Genomic DNA, 21,877 nt, shown 5'->3' with positions numbered 1-21,877 from the left:
TGCCCCCGAACCCTCCCCCTACGCCCTGCGGGCGTGGGGGGACCTCCAGCGACTCAATCGCCGGCGGGGCTCTTGCCCGCGACATCGACCCGCCGCAACCGGGCCCCGGCCCCTGGACGGAGCACCACAACCAGCCCCCGAAGGCGCCGCCATGACCGGCCGTGACTCGCCGCAGCCCGCCGCCCCGGGGCGTATTTGGGCGGGCCATTCCCCAGGACTTCGTCCGGGGCTCCCGGCCTCGCGACGCCTGGCCCGCACAGCTACCGCTGGGCGGGGATCCCCTGGGCGTATCCCTGGCTTCGCCGGGGGGAGTACCCCCATCCGTGCGCGGCTACGGGGGAGAAGCCCGGGGGCGTGCCCCCACCCGCACGAGTGCGAGCTCCCCCGAGACCCCGTCCAGGTGGAGGTTCCTCTGTCGAAGCCGGGGGGAGCACCCCCGCCGCCTTCCTCCCGGAAGCGGGCCACTGTGAGGACCAGGTCGTCAGCGCCGACCGGGCCAACGAGCCGCTGCCCCGCTGGGAGCCCCGAGCGGGGCAGCCCGACCGGCGAGGACTCAGGCCGCGGTGCTCAGGCCCGGCCGTACCGTCGCCGCCGTCGCCGCGAGCGCGGCGTCGTCCTGCGTCCGCAGGACCACCGTCTTCACGGCGCGGCGGTCACGCAGCACGAACCCCGCTCCGATCGCTCCGGCGATGATCAGCCCACCGCTCACGAGAGCACCCCGCGCCCCGGCCACCTCCATGAGCAGGCCGAGCGCCGGCGGCCCCGCGAGGCCCCACAGTGTGCGGATGCTGCCCCAGACGCCGAGGACGCGACCCCGCATATGGGCGGGCGGGTCGGTCTGGAGGACCGTCGTCCCCGCGGTGTCGGAAACCGACTCGACCAGGGCCATCGGCAGGACCAGTATGAGCAGCACGGCGAGCGACGGCGAGAGTGCCGCCGTCACCTGGAGGAGGGCGCCGACGGCCGCCAGTGTGCCCACCAGTCGTACGGACGGCTTACGCAGGCGGGCGCCGACGATCGCCCCGAGGATGCCTCCGACGGCGAGCACCGTGGAGACCGTGCCGAACGCCTCCGCTCCGCCGGCGAGCGGCCCGGTGACGAGCACGGCCAGGGTGAGTCCGTAGTTCCGGCCGAAGACGGCCGAGATGCCGGTGATACCCGCGAGCGCGACCAGACGGGGGCGCCGCATGAAGTAGGCCACGCCCTGCCGCACGGTCATGTCGTCGTCGCGCCGCGCCTTGTCGTCCCGCCGCCTGACGTGCTTGGCGCGCCGTACCGCCTGGTGCACCGGACGCAGGAAGGGGATGACCGCGGCGACGAAGAGGAAGGACAGACCGTTGGCGGCGTACGCGGCGGCCGTGCCGAGGAACCCCACCGTCGCACCGGCCAGAGCCGCGCCGACGAGTCTGCCCCCGTTGGACACCAGCGAGCCCACGCCGATGGCGGAGGGAACGTCCTCCGTACGGACGAGATCGTTGCCCAGCAGGGCACAGGCGGGCGCGTCGACGGTGGCGATGAGGCCGGTGACGGCGGCCAGCGCCATCAGGACGCCGAGGTTGAGCTGATCGACGGCCACCAGGAAGGCCGTAACGAACGCGACAGCGCCGAGGAGTCCCTGACTGACGGCAGCGGTCACTTTCCGGGGCCACCGGTCGACGGCGGCGCCGCCCGCGAGGCTCATCAGGAGCCCGGGCGCCGCCTGGACGGACAGGGACAGGCCGGTCACGGCGGCGGATCCGGTGATCTGGAGCACCAGCAGGTTCTGCACCGTGAGCTGCATCCAGGTACCCGCGTTGGAGACCAGGTTCGCTACCGACCACCAGCGCATGCTGCGGTACTTCAGGCAACGCCATGGGGCGCGGTCGGCTGGGTCGGAGGCAGGGGCGGGCGCCGGGTCGGCAGGCAAGGAAGACACACTCACGTACTCAGAGACGAGCCCAGAGGCTCGGATTGCGGAACGGCGGGAACTCGAAACACCCGCTGCTCTGCGCGGTCTCTCCACCGGATGAGGGCTGGACCATCGTGGCAGACCGGGACAGCCGATGAGCCCCGGAGCACTGCGCGCCCGCGGCCCAAAGGCGCACATCCCTTGTGCCATCAGGGATCGCGTACTGCTGGTGTGCTTGCTCACAGTGACGACAGAAGACAGAAGGAAGCCGACGGAAGGCAGGAAGCAATGGGCAGCGGAGTGCGAATCGACCTGCGCGGCAAGCAGGCACTGGTGACCGGCGGAGCCCGAGGCCTGGGCGCCTCGATCTCCCGCAGGCTCGCCGGAGCCGGTGCGTCCGTACTGGTGGCGGACGTACGCAAGGACCTGGCGCGGGAGCTCTGCGAGGAACTGGCGCAGGCGGGCGGCGGCGAGGCCCGCTTCGTGGAGCTGGACGTCCGCGACGCCGAGGCGGTCGCGGACGTCTTCCGGGAGCTGGAGGAGGACGGGCAGGCGGTGGACATCCTGGTCAACAACGCCGCCGTCGACGTCTCCAAGCCGATCGAGCATCTGACCGCCGAGGAGGTGACGCGGGTCGTCACGACGAATCTGCTGGGGCCGATGTATCTGTGCCTGGAGACCTACCGCCGGATGGTCTCCCGCGGCGGCGGCCACATCGTCAACATCCTCTCCACGGCGGCGAACCGCACCTGGACCGAGGCCGGGCCGTACTCGGCGGGCAAGTCGGGCCTGCGCGCGTTCACGCACACCCTGTTCAAGGAGGCGCAGCGGGACTGCACGGGGATCGGCATCACCGGGATCATCGCCGGCGGCATGGAGACGCCGTTCATTCTTGAGCGGTTCCCGGACGCCGACGTATCGATGCTGCAGAGCCCGGACATCGTGGCCGACACGGTGCTGTACGCCTTGTCCGTTCCGGCGGGCAGCGCGGTGTCCGAACTGGTCGTCGTACCCCGCAAGGAACCGTCCTGGCCGTAAGTTCCGTGAATCCCGTGAGGCACTGTCATGGCCGCCGATGACCGCACCACCGTCGTCGTCATCACCCACGACCGGCGCGCGGAACTGCTCCGTACCCTCGACCGGCTCGCACAGCTCCCGGAGGCCCCGCCGGTGATCGTCACCGACAACGCCTCCACGGACGGGACCGCGGACGCGGTCGCCCGCCTGCACCCGGAGGTGCGGCTGCTGCGACCGGGCCGGAATCTCGGCGCCGTCGGCCGCAACCTCGCGGTGCGACACGTCCGTACGCCGTACATCGCCTTCTGCGACGACGATTCGTGGTGGGGGCCCGGCTCGCTCGCCCGGGCCGCCGACCTCCTCGATGAGCACCCACGACTCGCCGCGGTCACCGCCCGTATCGTCGTAGAGCCGCACGGCACCGAGGACCCCGTCGTCCAGGAGCTGCGCGACTCACCGCTGCCGGGCCCGCACTGGCTGCCCGGACCCGCCCTCGGGTCCTTTCTCGCCGCGGCGACGGTCATGCGCGCCGACGCCTTCCGCGCCGCCGGAGGGTTCTCGCCCCGGCTGTGGCTCGGCGGTGAGGAGGAACTCCTCGCCACGGACCTGGCCACGCAGGGCTGGTGGCTGGCGTATGTGGCGGAGATGACGGCCCATCACCAGCCGTCGAAGGCGCGTGATCCGACGCTCCGGCGCACCCACGGCATCCGCAACACCCTCTGGTACACCTGGCTGCGCCGCCCGGTGCCTGTGGCCCTGCGCCGTACGCTCCACCTGGTCCGCACGGTTCCGCGCGACCGCGCTTCGGTGCGGGCGTTCGGTGAGGCGCTCGCCGGTCTGCCGTGGGTGGTACGGGAACGGCGCACCGTACCGGCGGAGGTGGAGGCGCGGCTGAGGCTCCTGGACGGCGTGCAACGGCGCTCCACCGCCCGCCGCTACGTCGGCTGAGGGCTGAGGGCTGAGCGGAGCTGAGGGGACAAGGCGGACGGTCGAACGCTTGGACGCCGTGCGACCGGGTACCCGCTTGCTTCGGCGGCGGCCGTCGCCGCCGCCGGACATCCGAGGGAGGAGGACCGCTATGGCTCAGCGAGTTCGCGAGATCATGACGAGCGCCCCCGTCGCCGTGGGCCGGCTCACGGCGGTCAGCGAGGTCGCCCACCGAATGCGCGACGAGAACATCGGTGCCGTACTCGTCACCGACGGCGAGAAGCTGTGCGGCCTGGTCACCGACCGGGATCTGGTGGTGCGGATCATGGCCGAAGGCAAGGACTCGGGTGACACGACTGTGCAGGACGCCTGCAGCGACGATCTCGTCACCGTCACACCCGACGACGAGGTCGACCGGGCCATCCAGCTGATGCGCGAGCACTCCCTGCGGCGGCTGCCGGTGGTCGAAGGATCCGCCCCGGTGGGCATCGTGTCGCTGGGCGACCTGGCGATCGAGCGCGACCCCTCGTCGGCCCTGGGCGACATCAGTGCCGCCGAACCCAATACGTAAGCCAGAGCTGCACACATCGGAACACATCGGAACCTCAGGGACGGCGCCAGGCGTCGCTGTCCAGGTGGGAGCCCGCCATGGGCCCCATCCGCAGCATGCCTCCGTCGACCGCCCATGAGGCTCCCGTGACATAGGACCCTTCCGAACCCGCGAGAAACGCGATGACGGAGGCGACCTCCCGGGCGTCGCCAGGACGCCCCAACGGGATCCCGGGGCGCTTCTCCGCCCGTACGTCCCGGTCCTCCTGCCCCGTCATGGGGGTGGCGATCTCGCCGGGCGCGACAGCGTTGACCGTGATGCCGTGCTCGGCGAGTTCGAGCGCCATCACCTGCGTGAGCAGGCCCAGTCCGCCCTTGGCCGCGCAATAGGGCGCGGCGCCCACGCGCGGCTGGTGTTCGTGGACCGACGTCACGTTGACGATCCTGCCGCCGTCACCCTGCCCGATCATGCGGCGCGCCGCCCGCTGACCGCACAGGAACGGGCCGATCAGGTCGACGTCGACAACCTCGCGCACGGTGGCGTGATCAAGGTCCAGGAACGAGGTCGCGGTGCCGGTGCCCGCGTTGTTGATCAGGACGTCAATACGGCCCAGCTCCTCGGCCAGTTGATCGATGACGTCGACCGCCCCGGGCAGCAGCGTGAGGTCCATGGCGGCGACGACCGCCCGGCGGCCGTGCCCGCGCACCTCTTCCGCCGTGGCCTCGGCGCCTTCCCGATCACAGTGGTACGTGATGCCGATATCCATCCCGTGCGAGGCAAGGCGTACGGCGGTGGCCCGGCCGATGCCGGAATCCGCGCCGGTGATGACGGCGGCGCGCGTATCGGCGGGCGTATACGCGTTCGGGGAACCGGCGGCCATGGCGATCCGATCCTAGGGCTGGGGCGCGGGCGAGGGGTGGGTCGCGCCGTGGGGAAGGCGGGAGCCGATACTGCGGTAGAGCAGCGGCAGCCCGGTGATCCGGTCGGGCAGCAGGCAGTTCTTGCCGTCCACGACGAGGCGCGGGGCGGCGAGGCGGCCGGCGAGATCCGCCCAGTCCGCCTCGATGATGTCGGGCCACTCGGTGAGTACGAGGACCGCGTTCGCGTCGTGCACGGCCGTCGGCAGGTCCTCGCAGGGGATGACGCCGGGGAAGAGGTCCGTCAGGCCGTCGGGCGAGAGCGCGGGATCCCAGACGCGCACGGACGCGCCGGCCGCCATGAGCTCCGGAATGACCGTGAGGCTGGGGGCGGCCCGGAGGTCGTCGCTCCAGGGTTCGTAGCGCACCCCCAGCACGGCGATCCGGGATCGTGCGAACGACTCCCCCAGCGTCTCGCGCAGCATCGCCGCGACGATACGGGGCTGCTCCGCGTTGACCTTGATCGTGGCGTCCAGCAGTGGCGTGGGCACGCCGTGGTCCACCGCCCAGCGAGCGAGGGCGGCCGTGTCCTTGGGCAGGCACGAGTCGCCGTAGCCCAGGCCCGGCTGCAGAAAGGCGTGTCCGATGCGCGGGTCGAAGCCCACTCCGCGCAGGACGTCGTCGATGTCCATGCCGGGCCGGTCGCACAGCCGGGCCATCTCGTTCGCGAAGGAGATCTTGGTGGCCAGGAAGACGTTGCTCGCGTACTTCGTCATCTCGGCGCTGGGCGGGGTGGTCACCACCATCGGGCACGACAGCTGGGGGTAGAGGCGTTGGATGACGGCGCGCATCTCCTCCGCGTACACCCCCACCACGACGCGTGCGGGCGCCAGCCAGTCCGTCAGCGCGCTGCCCTGGTTGAGAAACTCCGGGTTGTACGCGAAGCGGTCGCGCAGTTCGGGGTGGGCCCGCACCAGCGCGTCGCTCGTGCCGGGCGGGACAGTGGACTTCAGCACCACGTACGGCGCCGGGAGCAGCCCGCTCGCTTCCTCGACCGCCGCCTGGACCTGGGAGAGGTCGGCGGCGCCGGTCGGCCCCGGGGGCGTACCCACGGTGATCATCACCACGTCGAAGGGGAACCGTTTGTGCGCCGCGACCACCTCGGGCACGAAGGTCACCCGTCCGCTCACCTGGGCGAGCTGCTCGGGCAGACCGGGTTCATAGACCGGCGCCTCGCCGCGCTCCAGCGTGCGCAGCCGCTCGGGGTCGCGTTCCACCCCAGTGACCTGATGCCCTTGCAGAGCCATCGAAACAGCCCCGGTGAGCCCGACATAGCCCTGCCCGACCACAGCAATACGCATGGCGCTCTCTCTACGGTTCCGGAAACCCGCCGCGCGGCTTCAGCGGCGGAAGCCCATACGTACCCGCTCGCCTTCCCGGTGTGGTGACGGCGTCGCCGCATTCACCCGTCCGGCGCTGTCGGGGCGTGGGCGCTGTTATGGAGGTTTCTGGCGGCTCCGGCCCAGGGGTAGACCGGAGCCGCCAAGGGCAGCCGCAGAAAGCGGACTGCCCGGAGGAACACCATGGGCCGACGAGAGGAGGAGGGGCGTCGTCCCTGAGTGTCCGGTCATGTGGAAGGCGCGAGTTGTGCGACCTGCGACCTATGTGAGTTGTGCGTGATGTACGGGCCGTGGGAGCGGCCGGTGACTTCAGAGCGCTCCGGGGGCCACCCACAGTAAATATATATACCGTCGAGTACGCAAGGGTATGGAAAAATTCATGCGCCTGCTCCCTGCTTCCGCTCACTCCTCCAGGAAGAAGTCGTGCTGCTCAGCGACCTGCTCGTACCCTTCCAAACGCGTCTGCGTGCGCTCGGGTTCCGCGTCGGCCATGGCCTGCAGAACGGCCGCGGACATGACCACGGGCGCCGCGTAGGAGTCGAAGACCAGACGTGACCCGGTGCCGGCGGTGAGTGTCACATCGGCCGCCTCCACGAGCGGCCCCATCGTCAGGTCGGTGATCAGCGCGACACTCAGCCCTGTCCTGCGGGCGGCCCGCAGCGCCGCCAGGGTCTCGTTGGCGTGCCTCGGCATCGCGAAGGCCAGCAGCCATGTCCCGCCCGCCTCCCGCGACTGGAGCAGCGCGTCGTAGGCGACGCTGCCGCCACGGGTCACCAGACGCACGTCGGGATGGATCCGGCGCGCGGCGTAGGCGAAGTACTCCGCCAGCGATACGGAGATCCGCAGACCCAGAATCGTCAGCGGCACCGACCGGGCCAGCTCGCGGCCGATGGCGAGCACCTGGTTGGGGTCGGCGAGCACACGGCGCAGGCTCGCCAGGTTGTCGATCTCGGCGTCGATGGCCACCTGGAGCTCGTTGCGGCGGATCTCCTCGCGCGTGTCCGGTGAACCGGCGACCGCGCTGAGCGCTATGGGCTGCAGGGCCTCGCGCAGCGCGGGGAACCCGCTGAACCCCAGAGACGACGCGAAACGGGTCACCGACGGCTGGCTCACCCCGACGCGTTCCGCGAGATCCGTGATCGACAGGAAAGCCGCTTCGGTGAGGTGGTCGGTCATGTACTGGGCGATACGCCGCTGCGCGGGCGACAGCCGATGGCCGCCGAACAGCGCGAGGACCCGGTCCATGGGGGACGGCTCCGGGTCCGCGGACGGGCTTCCCGGCTTTCCCGGCGTGATCGCAGACGCTTGTGCGCGTGCCTGCTGGCCTGATGGCACCGGTGTGCCTCCTTCGCGTCCCACTGCGGATTCAACATAGCTCACGCCACAGTGGCCCAAGAGCTGGACGGGAACCGCTCGTGACGGAAATGTGTCTGCGATGGGGACAGCATGTGGCGAGGGGGCAGCATGAACGCGTGGTCCGTGCCGGGGTACACCGAGTCCAGGGAGTTGGGCTCCGGCGGCAGCGGACGCGTCGCGCTGGCTGTCCATCACGCCACCGGCATGCCGGTGGCTGTCAAGTACCTGAGCGAGCGGCTGCGGACCGATCCCGGCTTCGTCCAGAGCTTCCGCGCGGAGGCGCGCCTGCTCGGCGGCCTGGATTCGCCGTACGTGGTGGGGCTGTACGAATACGTCGAAGCGCCGCAGGGCGCCGCCATCGTGATGGAGCTGATCGACGGTATCGCCCTGAGCGCGCTGCTGCGGCGGGAGGGCGCGACCGGCCCCGAGGCGGCGCTCGTGCTGCTCAAGGGTTCGCTGCTGGGACTGGCAGCCGCGCACCGGGCGGGCGTGGTGCACCGCGACTACAAGCCGGAGAACGTCCTGGTGGCGGCGGACGGCACGTCGAAACTGGTCGACTTCGGCATCGCCGCGGGCCGCGGCACCACACCCGGCGTGGCCGGCACTCCCGCGTACATGGCCCCCGAGCAGTGGAACGGCGAGCCCGCCTCACCCGCGGCCGACGTGTACGCGGCGACCGCGACGTTCTACGAGTGCCTGACCGGCCACAAGCCGTTCTCCGGCGAGAACTTCGCCGAACTGGCTCTGCAGCACATCAGCGCACCGGTTCCCGAGGAGGACGCCCCGGAGCCGGTGCGTCCGCTGATCCGGCGCGGGCTGGCCAAGTCGCCGCGGGAGCGCCCCGAGAACGCGGCGGCGTTCGTGGCGGAGCTGGAGGAGCTCGCCGGGGCGGCGTACGGCCCGGACTGGGAGGAGCGTGGCCGGCGGAATCTCGCGGCGCTGGCCGCCCTGCTGCCGCTGCTCTTCCCGTCGGCCGGGGGCCCGGCAGCGGGGACCACCGCACTGGCCACGACGGCGCTGGGCGGCGGCGGAGGTCGCTTCGACGCGTGGAAGCCGGGGCTGCGCGGGGTGCTGGCGGGCGTGGCCGCGCTGGTGGTGGCGGGGCTGGTCGCCCTGGCCGCGGGGAGCCCGTTCGAGGACGGGGCGGCACGGGAGTCCACGGCTCAGGTGGTCGCGACGACGAGCGCGGTACCGGGCGAGGCGGCCACGGGCCCGGTCACCGATCTGTCCGTCGGGCCGTCCTCCTCGGCGAGTTCGTCGCCGGGCGGGGGCGCCTCCGCCGACAGTTCGGCATCCCCTTCCGGCTCCTCCGATACGTCCGGTCCGTCCGGCGGGGCGACCGCCGGTCCGGGCGACCCTTCGGGCACGACGCCGTCGAACCCGGCATCCCCGACGCCGTCCGCGCCCTCCCCCCAGCCCACCGCTTCCACGACCACCAAGCCTCCCGTGGGCGTGAAGTCCGTCTCCGTATCGAGCTTCCGGCAGATCAGTACGACAGGCGCCGAAGCCGTCGTCGACATCGCCACGGACGGAACGGGCCCTGTCACCATCGTCGTCTCCTGGTTCACCAGCAACACCGAAAAGGAACTGGGGACACAAAACGGCTCGCAGTCGTTCGAGCGCAGCGGCTCGACGCAGTACACGATCACGCTGAACCCGACTTTCCAGGGGAGAGACTGCTACTGGGGCGTACGGGCGACGACGATGCCGACAGCCGCGAACAGCAGTTCCTCGCGGAAGATCGTGACGCGGTGGTGCACCGTCCTATGAGAGATCCACGGATCCCGTACGACGGTGACCAGGAGGAGGCGGACGGCGAGTACAGCGCGACCGTGCTCGGCAGCCAGTGGTTCGAACGGCCACAACCGGAGCCCTTGCCGGAAACCGACACCCTGGTCCAGGGCGGCCACTCGGCGGACGCCGAACCCGACCGCGTAGAGGGTGAAGTGCTCCGCTTCGGCCCCGGAGTGACCGCCGTCGTCCAGAACCGGAACCTGATCCGGAACCCCGGCGTCGACACCCCCGCGGCGCACACCCCCGACCGCCGCCGCGGAGGACTCCGCCGGTACGCGCCGGCGGCCACGGTGCTGCTGGCCGTGCTGGCCTTCCTCGCCTGGCAGCGTTACGGGCCCGGCCTGGCCGTGGAGGACGTGGCCGTGAGTACCGCCGCGGCGGGGCCCGGGTGTGACGGCACGGCGGATGTCGTGGGCGTGGTCAGGACCAACGGACGGCCCGGCACCGTGACATACCGCTGGGTGCGCAGCGACGGCACGTCCTCGGAGCTCCTGCGGGAGAAGGTGACGCGCGGCCAGAAGCAGGCGCGACTGCATCTGCTGTGGACATTCCACGGCCCGGGCGAGTACCAGGCCGTGGCAAAACTGCGCATCGTCTCACCGTCGCCCCGCACGTCGCCCGGCACGTTGGCCACCACCTTCACGTACAAATGCCTGACGGGTGAGGGAGGCGGGTGAGGGACACCGGACAGCCGTGTCCGCCCGTGGCTTCGGCCGTTGCTCAAGGCATGACGAGAACCCGACGTATTCTCACAGCCGTAGCCCTCGCCACCGGCGCCTCGGCTCTTGCCGCCCCCACCGCGAGCGCCGCAGCCGGTCCCATCAAGCCACTGTTCAAACCGGTCGAGATTTCCCCCATGAGCCAGCTCGACGCGCTCGCCGCGAGCCCTGTCTCTCCCGAGCACCGGGACCAACTGCCGCCCCTCTCCCGTCAGCTCTCAGCGGTCAACCAGCTGAACGAACTCAGCAAGCTGCACCAGCTCACCGATCTGGCCGCGCCGGTGATCGGGCTCCTGCCCGCCGTGGGGTGAGCCGGGTGAGGTGGCCCGCCCGCCCGTGCATCAGCAGATAGAACCGCTCGACGGACTCCTTGGGCCCCTCCTCGAACCGCCTCACCACCTTGCCGAGCGGATTCCAGGCGCGGCCGTCCGGCAGCCGGATTCCGACCGGCTGCCCGAAGAGCTCCCGCTGTCCCGGGTCGAGGTCCACCCAATGGGCCCCGGCCCGGCGGACGATCACCTCTCCGGCGTACGAGCCGAGGCCCTGCAGGAAGCGGTCGACCCGGGCCCGCTCCGGCTGGTCGCGTCTGAGTCCGTCGATGACGCGGTCCACGAATCTGAGGCTGGCCACCGTGTAGTCGAACCGCGGCCTGCTGCGTTCACCCATCTCCGCGACGAATCCGGCGACGTACGCCCGCATTCCCCTGGCGTCCGGCAATGCCGCCCCGCGCCCCTCCATGGAGCCACGCCCTTTCCTGTCAGCCTCTGCGCTCTCTCCATTGGCCCAGCGCAGACCGGCCGCGAAACGTCACGGCTGTGACAGGTGTCACGGCTTCAGCCCGGGAGCGGCTGGGGCTTCTCCGTCGACCCGCCCGTTCTGCTGTCCGGCGGGGGCGGGTGTGGGCACGACCACCAGCGCGGTCGGGGTCGGAGTCGGGACGGGGGGCGAAGGGGGCTTCTTCTCGTCCCTGGGCTGCGGCTGAGGCTGAGGTGCCTTCGACGGCGGCTGGGAAGGATGCTCGCTCAGCAACCGCGCGCAGTACCCGGCGACGGCGCCGGGACCGCCCGCGGCCTCCTCAAGCTCCTCAAGCCGCTGCCGGGCCACACTGTCCGTATCGTCCAGTGGCACGCCTTGCCCCCGCCCCGAGGCGGCGGCTCCGGCGACTTGGTACGTACGGCAGGTGGCCAGTTGGTCCTGCTCCTCCGCCGGCGCACGGTCGCCGGAAACACCCGCGCCTGCGGCCGGTCCTGACGTGGACTGCGCGGGCTCGGACGGGCGGCTCCGGTCTGCGGGCTCCTCGTTCTGGCGTGCCGAGGCGCTGGGGGCCGGTCCCGGCTTGTCGTCCGGCCCGCCGAACGGCGTCGGGAGCGCGCCCGCCGCCATGGCCACCCCGCCCAGCGTGAGTCCGGCGACGAGCGTGCCGAGACCCACCTTGATCCACCCGGCTGCCGCGCGCGGCGGTACGGACCGCCAGTCGTCCACGGCAGCGCCTGCCGCGACCGACGCCGCCCGCGCGTTACGCGCGTCACGCGCCGCACGGAACGCGGCCACAGCGCGCTCCTCCGCCTCCGGCACCACGGGTTCCAGGTGCGCGGCAGCAGCCAGCAGCTCATCGAGCGTCCGCGGCTTCGCTACGCGCGGTGAGCGCGGCGCGTGCGGCGCGTGCGGCAAGTGCGGAGGTTGGGGCGCGTGCGGCGGGTGCCGCTTCGGCGGCGCGTCACCGGAATTCATGGCACCTCTGGATCGATTTTCGGTCATGTCGCATCTCCCAGCGCACCGGAGCCTGGATCTGTCACACGGCTGCGTTCGCTGCGTTCGAGCGACGCCAGGCGCTTCTCCAGCCGCTTGAGCCCGCGGTGTGTGGCGGCGCGTACCGCCCCCGGCCGCTTGCCGAGCACCCGCGCCGCAGCCACCCCGTCGAGACCGATGACCGTCCGCAGAAGCACCGCTTCGGCCTGCTGCCGGGGCAGGGTCGCGATCAGCGCGAGGGCCTGTCCGGTCGTGAGGGTCTCGAAAGCCTCCTCGGCCGTGTCGTGCCTGGCCGGAAGGTCTGTCAGGTCCTGTTCGACGAGCGTCGCGCGCGGTCGGCTCTTCAGCCGGCGCAGATGGTCGATGGCGCGATTGCGCGCGATGCGCGCGGTCCAGGCGCGGAAGCCCGCTCCGTCACCCTGGAACCGCCCCAGGTCGCGCGCGATCTCCAACCACGCCTCGGACGCCACGTCCTCGGCGTCGTCGCCGACCAGGCCGCGCAGATAGCCGAGCAGGGGAGGGTGTACGCGTCGGTAGACGGCGCTGAAAGCCGTCTCGTCTCCTGCCTGTGCCCGCACGACTGCCTCACCGAGCTCCACGTCGTACGTCTCCGCACGATGGCCGCCCCCCTCCTTGCCCACTTGTTCCTCTTCGTCGCACCGGCCTCTACAAATAACAGCGCCGGGGGCCGCAGAAATATCACAGATGTTCGAAGGGGAAGCGGTCCAAGGAAGGGACGCGGAGTCGAGAGCTCGCCCACTAGGCCTGCGGTATCAGGCGGTCCACGGCTGCCACACCTGACATCGCGGGCGCCGGTGCCCGCTCCGGCTGCCGGGCCACCGGGCCGAGGCCGCGCGCGGCGACCGGCTGCTGGGAGAGCGCGAACATCGGCGCGGGCTGCTGCACCTGCGGCTGCATCTGCGCCTGCTGCGGGAGCTGTTGCGGGATCTGCTGCTGCGCGGGCATCTGGGCGAGCATCGGCATTGGCGCCATCTGCTGCGGCTGCTGCTGCTGCGGCGGCGGCGGCGGCGGCTCCTGCATCTGGATGCGCTGCCCGTACAGCACCTGCTCCATCGCCGCCATCAGCCGCATCACATCCTGCTGCGGACGCACCACCAGCCGCAGGAAACGGCTGGAACTGCCCACCTTGTTGCTGCACTCGCGCACCAGCACCCCGTGCTCGGAGAGCAGCCGGTCCCGCAGGACCGTCCCGTCCACGCCCTCCGGCAGGCGCACGTAGAGGAAGTTGCCCTGCGAGGGATAGATCGTCAGACCCGGCAGCTGGGAGAGCCGCCAAGTCATCTCCTGCCGGTCGCGCCGCGCCTGCTCAAGGCTCTCGGCGTACTCCATGCGGTGATTCTTCAGCATGAACACCACGGTCTCGGCGAAGGAGTTGAGGTTCCACTTCGGCAGCGCGGCCCGTATCTTCCCGGCCAGGCTCGGGTTCGACACGAGGTAGCCGAAGCGCACCCCGTGCAGCCCGAAGTTCTTGCCCAGGCTGCGCAGCACGATCACGTTCGTACGCAGTACGGCCTCCGCCGCGACGCTCGGGTTGGCCTCGGCGTCCGCGAATTCGAGGAAGGACTCGTCGACGACGACCAGGTCCAGGTCCTGGAGGGAGTCGAGCATCGCCAGGAGCTGCTGCTTGGGGAGGTAACCGCCGTCGGGGTTGTTGGGGTTGCAGATGACCGCCACCCGGGAGCCGCGGGTGCGGATGAACTGCACGAAGGACGCCGGGTCCAGGGTGAAGCCGCGCGCCTCCGGCAACAGCAGCATGTCGACGCGCTTGCCGGTCTCCATGGGCTGGTCGGTCCACCGCCCGAAGGTGGGGACGGGCACCGCCAGTGACTCCTTGACCAGCAGATGATCGATCCAGGTGATCAGCTCGGTGGAGCCGTTGCCCATGGCGACGGTCTGCGGGTTGAGCCCGAGCACCGAGCACAGCTCGGCGGTGATGGTGTCCGCGCCGCTCGGGTAGTACGTCAGGATCTCGCGCAGCCGGCTGCCGAGCTCCTCGAACATGCCCGGCGTGGGGAAGTACGGGTTGCAGGGGATGCAGAAGTCGGTGATCTCGCGTCCCTCGCCGCCGGCTGCCCGGTTCAACGTGAAATACGAAGGACTGTGCGCGGTCGACGCCCGGAAAAGAGCGGTGACATTGCCGCCGGCCATAAATCTTCCTCCCCTGCTGCAGCGGCCCATGCGAACGCGCACGAGCCGCCCAGGTATACGGATGAGGATGGGGCGGTGTTCAACCGGTGGGGCGGACTTCTTCCCATGTGACCGGCCGTTCGGCCAGGCGAACGGCCGGTGATCGACCGAGTCGACCGTCAACTACGCGGTACCGTTGAGCCCTTCGGGGCCCCTCGGTTGCAAGTTTAGGTTTGCCTAACCTAATATTTCGCGACATGTCGATGCCCCCTCCCAGCCGTGGATGATGCGGCCGAAGAGCCGATCCTGCTGATCCGCGTCCTGGGCGCGCTGCTCCGCGAGGATGTTGTCGGCCTGCGCACCCGCTCCACGCTGCTGGAACGGCCGGACGGACGCTGGCTGCGCCTGCCCGCGAATGCAGCGGCGAGAGCAGCCGAGGCTCTCCTCCTGCCGCTCGGCGCGGACGGCTACCAGAGCACCTACACCGCCCGGCTCCCCCTTCTCGTACGCGAGTCGGACGGGGCCAGGCTGACCACGACCGACGACGCCCTCACCGCCCTGCGCGCCCACGCCGATCCCGTCGACCACGCGGGCTTCGACGCCTTCGCCGAGGAGTGCCGCCAGACGCTGGCGACGATGCGTCTGCACGCCCGTACGCGTGACGAGGCGGACGCGGCCCTGACCAGGCGCCATGGAGCCGCCCCCGCCGCCTGGACGGGCCTGGGCGGCGGCCTGGCGTACGACACGCTCGCCGCCCGGCTCGACCACCCCGTCTACCCGACCGCACGTGGCCGCTCCGGTCTGAGCGAGACCCACCTACGGTCGTACGCGCCCGAGTTCCGTCCGGACGTGTCGCTGCGCTGGCTGGCCCTGCCGCGCGCGGCGGTGACCGTCCCGGGCGGGCCCGCGATGCTGCCCGACTGCTGGCCCACCCCCGCCGCGCTGGGCCTGCCGCGCCTCGACTCCACGCATCTCGCCTTCCCCGTGCATCCGTTGACCCTCGGCGACACGCTGTACGACGCCCTGCGCGAAACCGGACTCGACGCGGTCGCTGTTCTGTCCGAACGCGCTCCGCTCGGCGCGGTGCCGACCCTGTCGATGCGTACGGTCGCGCTGGACGCCGACCCGCGGCTGCACCTGAAACTGCCGCTGGCCACCGCGACGCTGGGCCTGCTCAACCGGCGCACCATCAAGCCCGGCACGCTCGCCGACGGCGCGGCGGGCCAGCGACTGGTGGAGACCGTGACCGCCCGCGAGCCGCGCTTCGCGGGGTCCGTCCTGCACGCCGACGAGACCGTCTACGCGCACGCCGGCCACGAGTTGCTGGCCGTGCTCTGCCGCCGCTACCCCGCCGGCCTGGAGAACAGCACGGTCGTGACCATGGCCGCGCTGCTGGGCCGGGCGCCCGGCGGGCGGCTGGTGATCGACCACCTCGCCGACCGGTACTACGGCGGCGATCCCGTCGCCCTGCTGGACGCCTGCCTCACCCTGCTCTTCGACTGGCAGACCACCCTCTTCGGCTACGGCATCGCGCTCGAATCACACCAGCAGAACATCTCCCTCGTACTCGACCAGGAGGCGGGCGACAGCGGAAGCACCCGGCTGCGGCTGCTGTTCAAGGACAACGACGGGCCGCGCGTCAACCTCGCGCGCCTGCGGACCGCCCTGGGCGAGGCCGCTCCGGATCCCGGGGACTTCGCCGACCAACGGATCTTCGGCCACAGCGACGGACCGGTCCTGGACCTGTTCACCACCATCACCGTGCATCTGTGCGCCGGGGCGTACGCCTTCGGCCTTGCCCGGCACGGCCACGCGCCGCTGGCCCGCCTCCTCGGCCTGGTCCGCGACCGGCTCGCCGAGGCCGTGGAGCGCCTCGGCACCGGGCCGGGGGAACCGGGGGCCGCCCTGCGCGCGCATGTGCTGGACGCCCCGTATCTGCCGGTCAAGGCCATGGTCAGCGCCGGGACCCTGCTCTCCAAGGAACGTTCGGGCGCGGCCGACATCAACAAGCACTACGCCACCGGGCCCAACTACCTCCGGTCGACGGGGACGGGGACCTCCCGGTGATCTCCCGGTGATCAACGGCGTGGCGGACACGGCGCGGTGGCGGCAGCTCACTGACCGCTCCGGCCGTAAACGGCCACCGCCACGGGCACAGTTGGGGCACGTGGCGGCCTTCCCCACCCCCCGTTGACCGCCGCGACCGCCGACCCCGCCGTGATCCCTCGCCTACCCCGCACCCGCTGGAGCCCTCGATGCCCCCGCTGACCAACACCCCCACCGGTCTGTCGACCGGACTGCCCACCGCCGACCAGGCCGTGGCGCACACGCTCCTCAACTGCCTGCTCCGCGAGGTGTCAGGCCCCGAGCACCAGACCGCCGTGGCCCAGGGCCACCTGCTGCTCCGGCTGCCGCGCCGCGGGGTGCTGCTGCGCGTCGCGCTGCGCCGTACGTCGCTGCTCGGCACACACCGGTTCACCGGAGCGGTCACCGAACAGTCCGCGGACGGCTGGACCGACGTGGGCTGGCGGCGCCTCGCGGAGTATGTGCATGCCGAGCTGTCGCTGCGTACCGGCGTGGACAACGAAGAGTTCCTGCAGCAGATCGCCTCCAGCCACCAGGCCGTCTCGGCCGCGCTCGCCGCCCGTACGACACCGGCACCACGCCCGGCCGACGACGGCAAGGCAGCCGCCGACAGCTCTGCCGACGGGCGGATCGCCGCGCACGTCGCCTACATCGCCTCCGAACAGTCCCTGATCCTCGGCCACCGGTTCCACCCCACCCCCAAAGCCCGTACGGGCAACGCCGCCTCCTGGCAGGCGTACGCCCCCGAGGCCGCCGCGTCCTTCCCGCTGCTCCTGCTCGCCGTCCGCGACGAGCTGATCGCCGAAGAGGCCGCCGCGCCCGGCGCCACCGCGCCCCTGGACGCGCTGCAGCCCCGTCGGGGGGCGGTACCGACCGGCTACCGGCTGCTGCCCGTGCACCCCTGGCAGTACGAGCTGCTGCGCGACCACCCCGTACTCCGGGCAGCCATCGACCGCGACGACGTCCTCGTCCTGGGCGCCGGCGAGACCCTGTTCGCCGCGACCGCGTCCGTCCGCACGCTCTACGACGGCGACTCCTTCCTGAAGTTCAGCCTGAACATCCGGATCACCAACTGCCTCCGCAAGAACGCGACCTACGAGCTGTCCGGCGCCGTCGCCCTGACCCGTCTCCTGGAGCCGGTCTTCGCCGACCTGGCCGCCCGCTTCCCCGGCAGCGCCGTGCTGCGCGAGCCCGCCTACCGCAGCGTCGCACTCCCCGGACCCGACGGACGGCCGGACACCGAGCTGCTCGAAGGCTTCGGCGTGATCGTCCGCGAGGGCCTGTCCCGGCGGCTGCTGCCCGGCACGACCCCGCTGCTGGCAGCCGCCGTCGCCGACGAGTACCCGACGGGACCGGCCCATGTCTCCCGCCTCCTGGCCGGGGCGAGCCCGCAGGCCGCGCACCGCTGGTGGTCGGCCTATCTCGACCTGCTCGTCCCGCCGGTGCTCGCCGCCTACTTCGATCACGGCGTCGTACTCGAACCCCACCTCCAGAACGTCCTGGTCTGCGTCGACGGCGACGGCATGCCCGCCCAGATCCTCTTCCGCGACCTGGAGGGCACCAAGCTGGTCCCGGAGCACCACACCGGCCTCCTCGCCTCGCTGCCCGCCGAGATCGCCGAGCCGATGACGTACGACGCACAGCGCGGCTGGGACCGCGTCGTGTACTGCCTGCTGGTCAACCACGTGGCCGAGATGCTCGCCGCGCTCGCCGATCTGCACCCGGGCACCGAGGCGGACCTGTGGGCGCAGGTCCGCCGTACTCTCCAGACCCACGCGGACCGGCACGGCTGCCCGCCGCGGCTCGCCGCGCTGCTGGCCGGGGTGCCGCTGCCCGCCAAGGCGAACCTGCTGACCCGCTGGGAGCGCAAGGCGGACCGGGACGCGGGCTATGTCCGGCTGCCCTCGCCGCTGGCCAAGGCTGTCCTGTCCGCGACCACCGCCACATCAGCCTGGAGCGGACGATGACCGGCCCCACCCCCGCGGTCCGCGACCGCGCCCTCGCGCTGCGCCCCGACGAACTGCCCGCCTACCTCTACGACATGGCGGCCCTGCGCGGCCACCTGGCCGCGGTGCGGGCCGCGCTGCCCGCGCGCGTCGAGCTGTACTACGCGGCCAAGGCCAACCCGGAGCCGGAGATCCTGATCGCGCTGCGGCCGTACGTGGACGGCTACGAGGTCTCGTCGGGCGGCGAACTGGCCCACGTACACAAGGCCGTCCCCGGTGCTCCGCTCGCCTTCGGCGGGCCGGGCAAGACCCCTGCGGAGCTCGCGGCAGCCATGGAGCTCGGCGTCGAGCGCTTCCATGTGGAGAGCGTGTACGAGCTGCGCATGCTGGCCGACATGGCCGCCCGCCTGGCCCCGGACCGCCGGATCGCCGTCCTGCCGCGCTTCAATCTGCCCGTCGCCGACGGGTCCCTGGACGGCAGTTCGCTGACCATGGGCGGCCGGCCCACGCCCTTCGGCATGGACCCGGCCCAGGCGGACGAAGTCATCGGGCTCCTCACCGACGGCAGCTGCCCGCAGCTCGAACTGCGTGGCATACACGCCCACTTGGCGAGCGGCCTGCACGCGGCCGAACAACTCGCCGTGTCCGGGTCCATCGTGACCTGGGCCGTGGCACTCGCCGCCCGCCACGGCGTCACCCTCTCCGAGGTCACCGTCGGCGGCGGCATGGCCGTCGACTACGCCGCCCCGGAGAGCCGCTTCGACTGGGCCGCGTACGGCGCCGGCCTGGACCGCCTCGCCGCCGCGCACCCCGGACTCACGCTGCGCATCGAACCGGGCCGCGCCCTCACCGCGTACTGCGGCTGGTACGCCACCGAGGTACTGGATGTGAAACCGAGCCACGGCGAGGAGTTCGCGGTCGTCCGCGGCGGCACCCACCATCTGCGCACCCCGGCGACCAAGGGTCACGACCAGCCCTGCACGGTCCTGCCATACGACAACGAGCCCTGGCCGCACGCCTGGCCGCGCTCGGCGGCCCGGGGGGATCGCGTCACGCTCACCGGCCAGCTGTGCACCCCGAAGGACGTACTCGCCCGCGATGTCCCGGCGGCGGGGCTGCGGGTGGGCGACAGGGTGGTGTTCGGCCTGGCGGGGGCGTACGCCTGGAACATCTCGCACCACGATTTCCTTATGCACCCGCACCCGGGTTTCCACTTCTTGACCGGGCCGGGGCAATGAGCCGGATCTCGAACCAACCGGTGGCGGTTCGAGATCCGGCTCCACGCGTCACAGCGTCACAGCGCGGCGAGCCGCTCCAGTGGGAACGGCGGCTGCGCCAGCGGGCGTACCGCCAGCCGGGTCAGCGGCAGGACGTTGTCGTCGCCCGCCGTACGGTTGGCATGGAGTACCCCGCAGCCCGTGCAGCGATGAACGAGCACCCACTCACCGTCACCGCGTACGGAGATCGCGAGGGGTTCCATCCGGGCTCCGCAGTCGGCTGCCCGGTCGCCAGGGGTGTCGTCGAGGTGACGGCTCCACAGGCAATTGGGGCAGTGATTGCGGTGATCGGTACCGACCGCGGTCATCGATACGTCGAGACCGCAGTGGAGGCAGCGGAAGGACTGGGCGCGCGCTTCGGAGCGGGCGCGCCTGGAGGTGTTGCGGGTCATCGTGGACACGACTCCTGGTGTGATGCGTGAAAAACAGGGCGTCAGCTCTGAACGCCGTCTCGCATCAAGGGAGTTCATACCGCAGGGGCGGGTGGCCTTCCTCGATTGCGAGAACGGTTCTGCTGGGCCCTGGGCATACACACACCACCTCTGGATCGACTCCGACTCCGGTCACCTGATGAGACCGCGCCGTACGCGGGTGCGGCAACCGAATTGATTCAGTCGCTCTTGGACGCTTCAGCGCCGAAACAGCGGTGGGTTCGCCAGCCGTACGAGTTCCAGGGCCTGGTCCGCGAACCACCCGCCCGCCTTGGGGTCGACGGTGCCGCGCTCCGGGTCCTCGGGCCCTGCCGTACCGCGCAGGCAGAGGCCGTCCGACTCACCCGGGATCTTGATCCACGGGCGGGCGTAGTTGACCTCGGCTTGACCTCCTCCCCCACATAAGTGCGGGGATTCTCTCCCTGGCGTCCATTGTCACGGTTCGCCTTGAGTCGGGTTCCTGGTTCTTCCCCACGCTGGTGGGGGTTGTGCGCGTTGCCGGGGCGGGCCCTGGTCTTATGTGCGCTCCGCAGGCGTTTACCTTGCTGGTTGCCCGGCAAGGGCCCCCGGTCCGGGGGTGAGTGGTACGGCTGTGGGTGTCTGTGCGGCGCGGATGCGCCGTCCTTCGTGCTTGATGTTCTTGCCCGCGTTGTGGTCGCGGTCGTGGCGGGTCCCGCAGGCGGGACAGATCCAGGTGCGGATGTGCAGGGGCTTGGGTCCGTCGCGATGCCCGCAGGCGGAACACACCTGGGAGGAGGGGAAGGTCCGGCCCACCTTGGTCAGGGTGCGGCCGTACCGGGTGGCCTTGTACTCCAGCATGGTCACGAACGTCGACCATCCGGCGTCGTGGACGGACTTGGCCAGCCGGGTGCGGGCAAGACCCTTCACACTCAAGGTCTCCACGCTGACGGCTTGGTTCTCGCGGATCAGCTTGGTGGAGAGCTTGTGGTGAAAGTCCCTGCGCGCGTCGGCCACCTTAGCGTGCGCGCGGGCGACCTTGACCCGCTGCTTGTCGCGGTTCTTCGAGCCCTTGGCCTTGCGGGACAGGCGGCGCTGCTCACGGCACAGTTTCTTCTCCGCCCTGCGCAGAAACCTGGGCGACTTCACCCGGGAGCCGTCGGCCATGACGGCGAAATGTGTAAGGCCCAGGTCGATGCCCTGATCGGTGTCGAGCGGGGACAGGATCTCGTTCGCCGGGTCGATCTCCACCACAAACGAGGCCCAGTACCGGCCGGACGCGTCCTTGATCACAGTCACCGTGGTCGGCACGGACGGCAGCGTGCGCGACCAGCGCACCTTGACCGCGCCGATCTTCGGGAGGTTCAGCTTCCCGCCAGGCGTGATCGACCAGCGGGCATTGGCGGTGAACCGCACGGCCTGCCGAGCGTCCCGCTTGGACTTCATGCGCGGCTCACCGACCCTCGGGCCCTTGCGGGTTCCCTTGAGGCTCGCGAAGAAGTGGGAGTACGCCGCCTCCAGGTCCCGCAGCGCCTGCTGCAGCACCACGGATGACACCCCCGCAAGCCAGGAACGCTCCGGGGTCTTCTTCGCCTCGGTGATGAACCGCTTCGACAGCTCCGCCGACGTCGGATACGGCCGCCCCGCAGCGCGCGCGTCCCGCCGCGCCCGAAGACAGTCGTTGAACACCACCCGCGCACAACCGAACGCCCGGTTCAGCGCGATGCACTGAGCGGGGCCCGGCTCGATACGGAAGGAGTACCGCAGCTGCATAC

19 protein-coding genes are annotated in these 21,877 nt (G+C 71.2%); 9 read left to right on the top strand and 10 right to left on the bottom strand.

Translation table 11 applies throughout. The features are described from left to right. Positions 1-553 precede the first annotated feature (553 nt). Complete coding sequence (locus tag ACIHCQ_RS23415; protein WP_399665723.1) at positions 554-1,828, bottom strand: MFS transporter; 1,275 nt, start codon at positions 1,826-1,828, stop codon at positions 554-556. Between the two features lie 348 nt (positions 1,829-2,176). On the opposite strand from ACIHCQ_RS23415, the gene ACIHCQ_RS23410 reads away from it, so the two are divergent. From ACIHCQ_RS23410 to ACIHCQ_RS23400, 3 genes are all read left to right on the top strand, one after another. Continuing rightward, the gene (locus tag ACIHCQ_RS23410) at positions 2,177-2,926 is read left to right on the top strand and encodes an SDR family oxidoreductase (protein WP_399665492.1); all 750 of its coding nucleotides are present in this window, start codon (positions 2,177-2,179) and stop codon (positions 2,924-2,926) included. A gap of 27 nt (positions 2,927-2,953) precedes the next feature. Beyond that, positions 2,954-3,853, top strand: coding sequence for a glycosyltransferase family 2 protein (locus ACIHCQ_RS23405; protein ID WP_399665489.1), 900 nt, complete (start codon positions 2,954-2,956; stop codon positions 3,851-3,853). Positions 3,854-3,983: 130 nt separating this feature from the next. Continuing rightward, positions 3,984-4,403 carry a CBS domain-containing protein gene (locus ACIHCQ_RS23400; RefSeq protein ID WP_399665486.1) on the top strand — a complete coding sequence of 140 codons (420 nt, stop codon included), beginning with the start codon at positions 3,984-3,986 and terminating at the stop codon, positions 4,401-4,403. A gap of 34 nt (positions 4,404-4,437) precedes the next feature. On the opposite strand, the gene ACIHCQ_RS23395 is transcribed toward ACIHCQ_RS23400, so the two are convergent. From ACIHCQ_RS23395 to ACIHCQ_RS23385, 3 genes are all read right to left on the bottom strand, one after another. Next, a complete protein-coding gene (locus tag ACIHCQ_RS23395; protein ID WP_399665483.1) occupies positions 4,438-5,262 on the bottom strand; it encodes an SDR family oxidoreductase in 825 nt (274 codons plus the stop codon). A gap of 12 nt (positions 5,263-5,274) precedes the next feature. Continuing rightward, positions 5,275-6,600, bottom strand: coding sequence for a UDP-glucose dehydrogenase family protein (locus ACIHCQ_RS23390; protein WP_399665480.1), 1,326 nt, complete (start codon positions 6,598-6,600; stop codon positions 5,275-5,277). Positions 6,601-7,041: 441 nt separating this feature from the next. Continuing rightward, positions 7,042-7,974: a MurR/RpiR family transcriptional regulator gene (locus ACIHCQ_RS23385; RefSeq protein WP_399665477.1), complete on the bottom strand. Its 933-nt coding sequence runs from the start codon at positions 7,972-7,974 to the stop codon at positions 7,042-7,044. Between the two features lie 129 nt (positions 7,975-8,103). Here ACIHCQ_RS23385 and ACIHCQ_RS23380 point away from each other — a divergent pair, with 129 nt between their 5' ends. The 3 genes from ACIHCQ_RS23380 to ACIHCQ_RS23370 are packed head-to-tail and all read left to right on the top strand — an operon-like array spanning position 8,104 to position 10,819. After that, positions 8,104-9,765, top strand: a complete 1,662-nt coding sequence (locus tag ACIHCQ_RS23380; RefSeq protein WP_399665474.1) for a protein kinase — start codon at positions 8,104-8,106, stop codon at positions 9,763-9,765. Next, the gene (locus tag ACIHCQ_RS23375) at positions 9,762-10,466 is read left to right on the top strand and encodes a hypothetical protein (RefSeq protein ID WP_399665471.1); all 705 of its coding nucleotides are present in this window, start codon (positions 9,762-9,764) and stop codon (positions 10,464-10,466) included. Before ACIHCQ_RS23380 ends, ACIHCQ_RS23375 begins: the two co-directional genes overlap by 4 nt. A 50-nt stretch (positions 10,467-10,516) precedes the next feature. Then, the gene (locus tag ACIHCQ_RS23370; RefSeq protein WP_399665468.1) at positions 10,517-10,819 is read left to right on the top strand and encodes a hypothetical protein; all 303 of its coding nucleotides are present in this window, start codon (positions 10,517-10,519) and stop codon (positions 10,817-10,819) included. Here the strand turns inward: ACIHCQ_RS23370 and ACIHCQ_RS23365 are convergent. The 4 genes from ACIHCQ_RS23365 to ACIHCQ_RS23350 all read right to left on the bottom strand — a co-directional run bounded on the left by ACIHCQ_RS23365 (position 10,770) and on the right by ACIHCQ_RS23350 (position 14,426). Further along, positions 10,770-11,246 carry a hypothetical protein gene (locus ACIHCQ_RS23365; RefSeq protein WP_399665465.1) on the bottom strand — a complete coding sequence of 159 codons (477 nt, stop codon included), beginning with the start codon at positions 11,244-11,246 and terminating at the stop codon, positions 10,770-10,772. The genes ACIHCQ_RS23370 and ACIHCQ_RS23365 overlap by 50 nt on opposite strands. 87 nt (positions 11,247-11,333) lie before the next feature. Continuing rightward, positions 11,334-12,179, bottom strand: a complete 846-nt coding sequence (locus tag ACIHCQ_RS23360; protein WP_399665462.1) for a hypothetical protein — start codon at positions 12,177-12,179, stop codon at positions 11,334-11,336. Between the two features lie 83 nt (positions 12,180-12,262). Then, positions 12,263-12,898: an RNA polymerase sigma factor gene (locus ACIHCQ_RS23355; RefSeq protein WP_399665459.1), complete on the bottom strand. Its 636-nt coding sequence runs from the start codon at positions 12,896-12,898 to the stop codon at positions 12,263-12,265. 118 nt (positions 12,899-13,016) lie between these two features. After that, positions 13,017-14,426: a pyridoxal phosphate-dependent aminotransferase gene (locus ACIHCQ_RS23350; protein ID WP_399665456.1), complete on the bottom strand. Its 1,410-nt coding sequence runs from the start codon at positions 14,424-14,426 to the stop codon at positions 13,017-13,019. A 258-nt stretch (positions 14,427-14,684) separates the two neighbouring features. On the opposite strand from ACIHCQ_RS23350, the gene ACIHCQ_RS23345 reads away from it, so the two are divergent. The 3 genes from ACIHCQ_RS23345 to ACIHCQ_RS23335 all read left to right on the top strand — a co-directional run bounded on the left by ACIHCQ_RS23345 (position 14,685) and on the right by ACIHCQ_RS23335 (position 19,674). Continuing rightward, entirely contained in the window at positions 14,685-16,472 is a 1,788-nt protein-coding gene (locus tag ACIHCQ_RS23345; protein WP_399665453.1) for an IucA/IucC family protein, read from the top strand. A gap of 188 nt (positions 16,473-16,660) precedes the next feature. Continuing rightward, positions 16,661-18,457: an IucA/IucC family protein gene (locus ACIHCQ_RS23340; protein WP_399665450.1), complete on the top strand. Its 1,797-nt coding sequence runs from the start codon at positions 16,661-16,663 to the stop codon at positions 18,455-18,457. Next, a complete protein-coding gene (locus ACIHCQ_RS23335; RefSeq protein ID WP_399665447.1) occupies positions 18,454-19,674 on the top strand; it encodes a type III PLP-dependent enzyme in 1,221 nt (406 codons plus the stop codon). Before ACIHCQ_RS23340 ends, ACIHCQ_RS23335 begins: the two co-directional genes overlap by 4 nt. A 56-nt stretch (positions 19,675-19,730) precedes the next feature. On the opposite strand, the gene ACIHCQ_RS23330 is transcribed toward ACIHCQ_RS23335, so the two are convergent. Then, a complete protein-coding gene (locus tag ACIHCQ_RS23330) occupies positions 19,731-20,105 on the bottom strand; it encodes an RNHCP domain-containing protein (protein ID WP_399665720.1) in 375 nt (124 codons plus the stop codon). Positions 20,106-20,681: 576 nt separating this feature from the next. After that, a complete protein-coding gene (locus tag ACIHCQ_RS23325; RefSeq protein WP_399665444.1) occupies positions 20,682-21,875 on the bottom strand; it encodes an RNA-guided endonuclease InsQ/TnpB family protein in 1,194 nt (397 codons plus the stop codon). Positions 21,876-21,877 lie beyond the last annotated feature (2 nt).

It is taken from the genome of Streptomyces sp. NPDC052236 (genome assembly GCF_044548015.1).
Taxonomy (GTDB): Bacteria; Actinomycetota; Actinomycetes; order Streptomycetales; family Streptomycetaceae; genus Streptomyces.
Note: the sequence above shows the minus strand (reverse complement) of the source record. Positions and strands in the feature narration are given on the sequence as shown.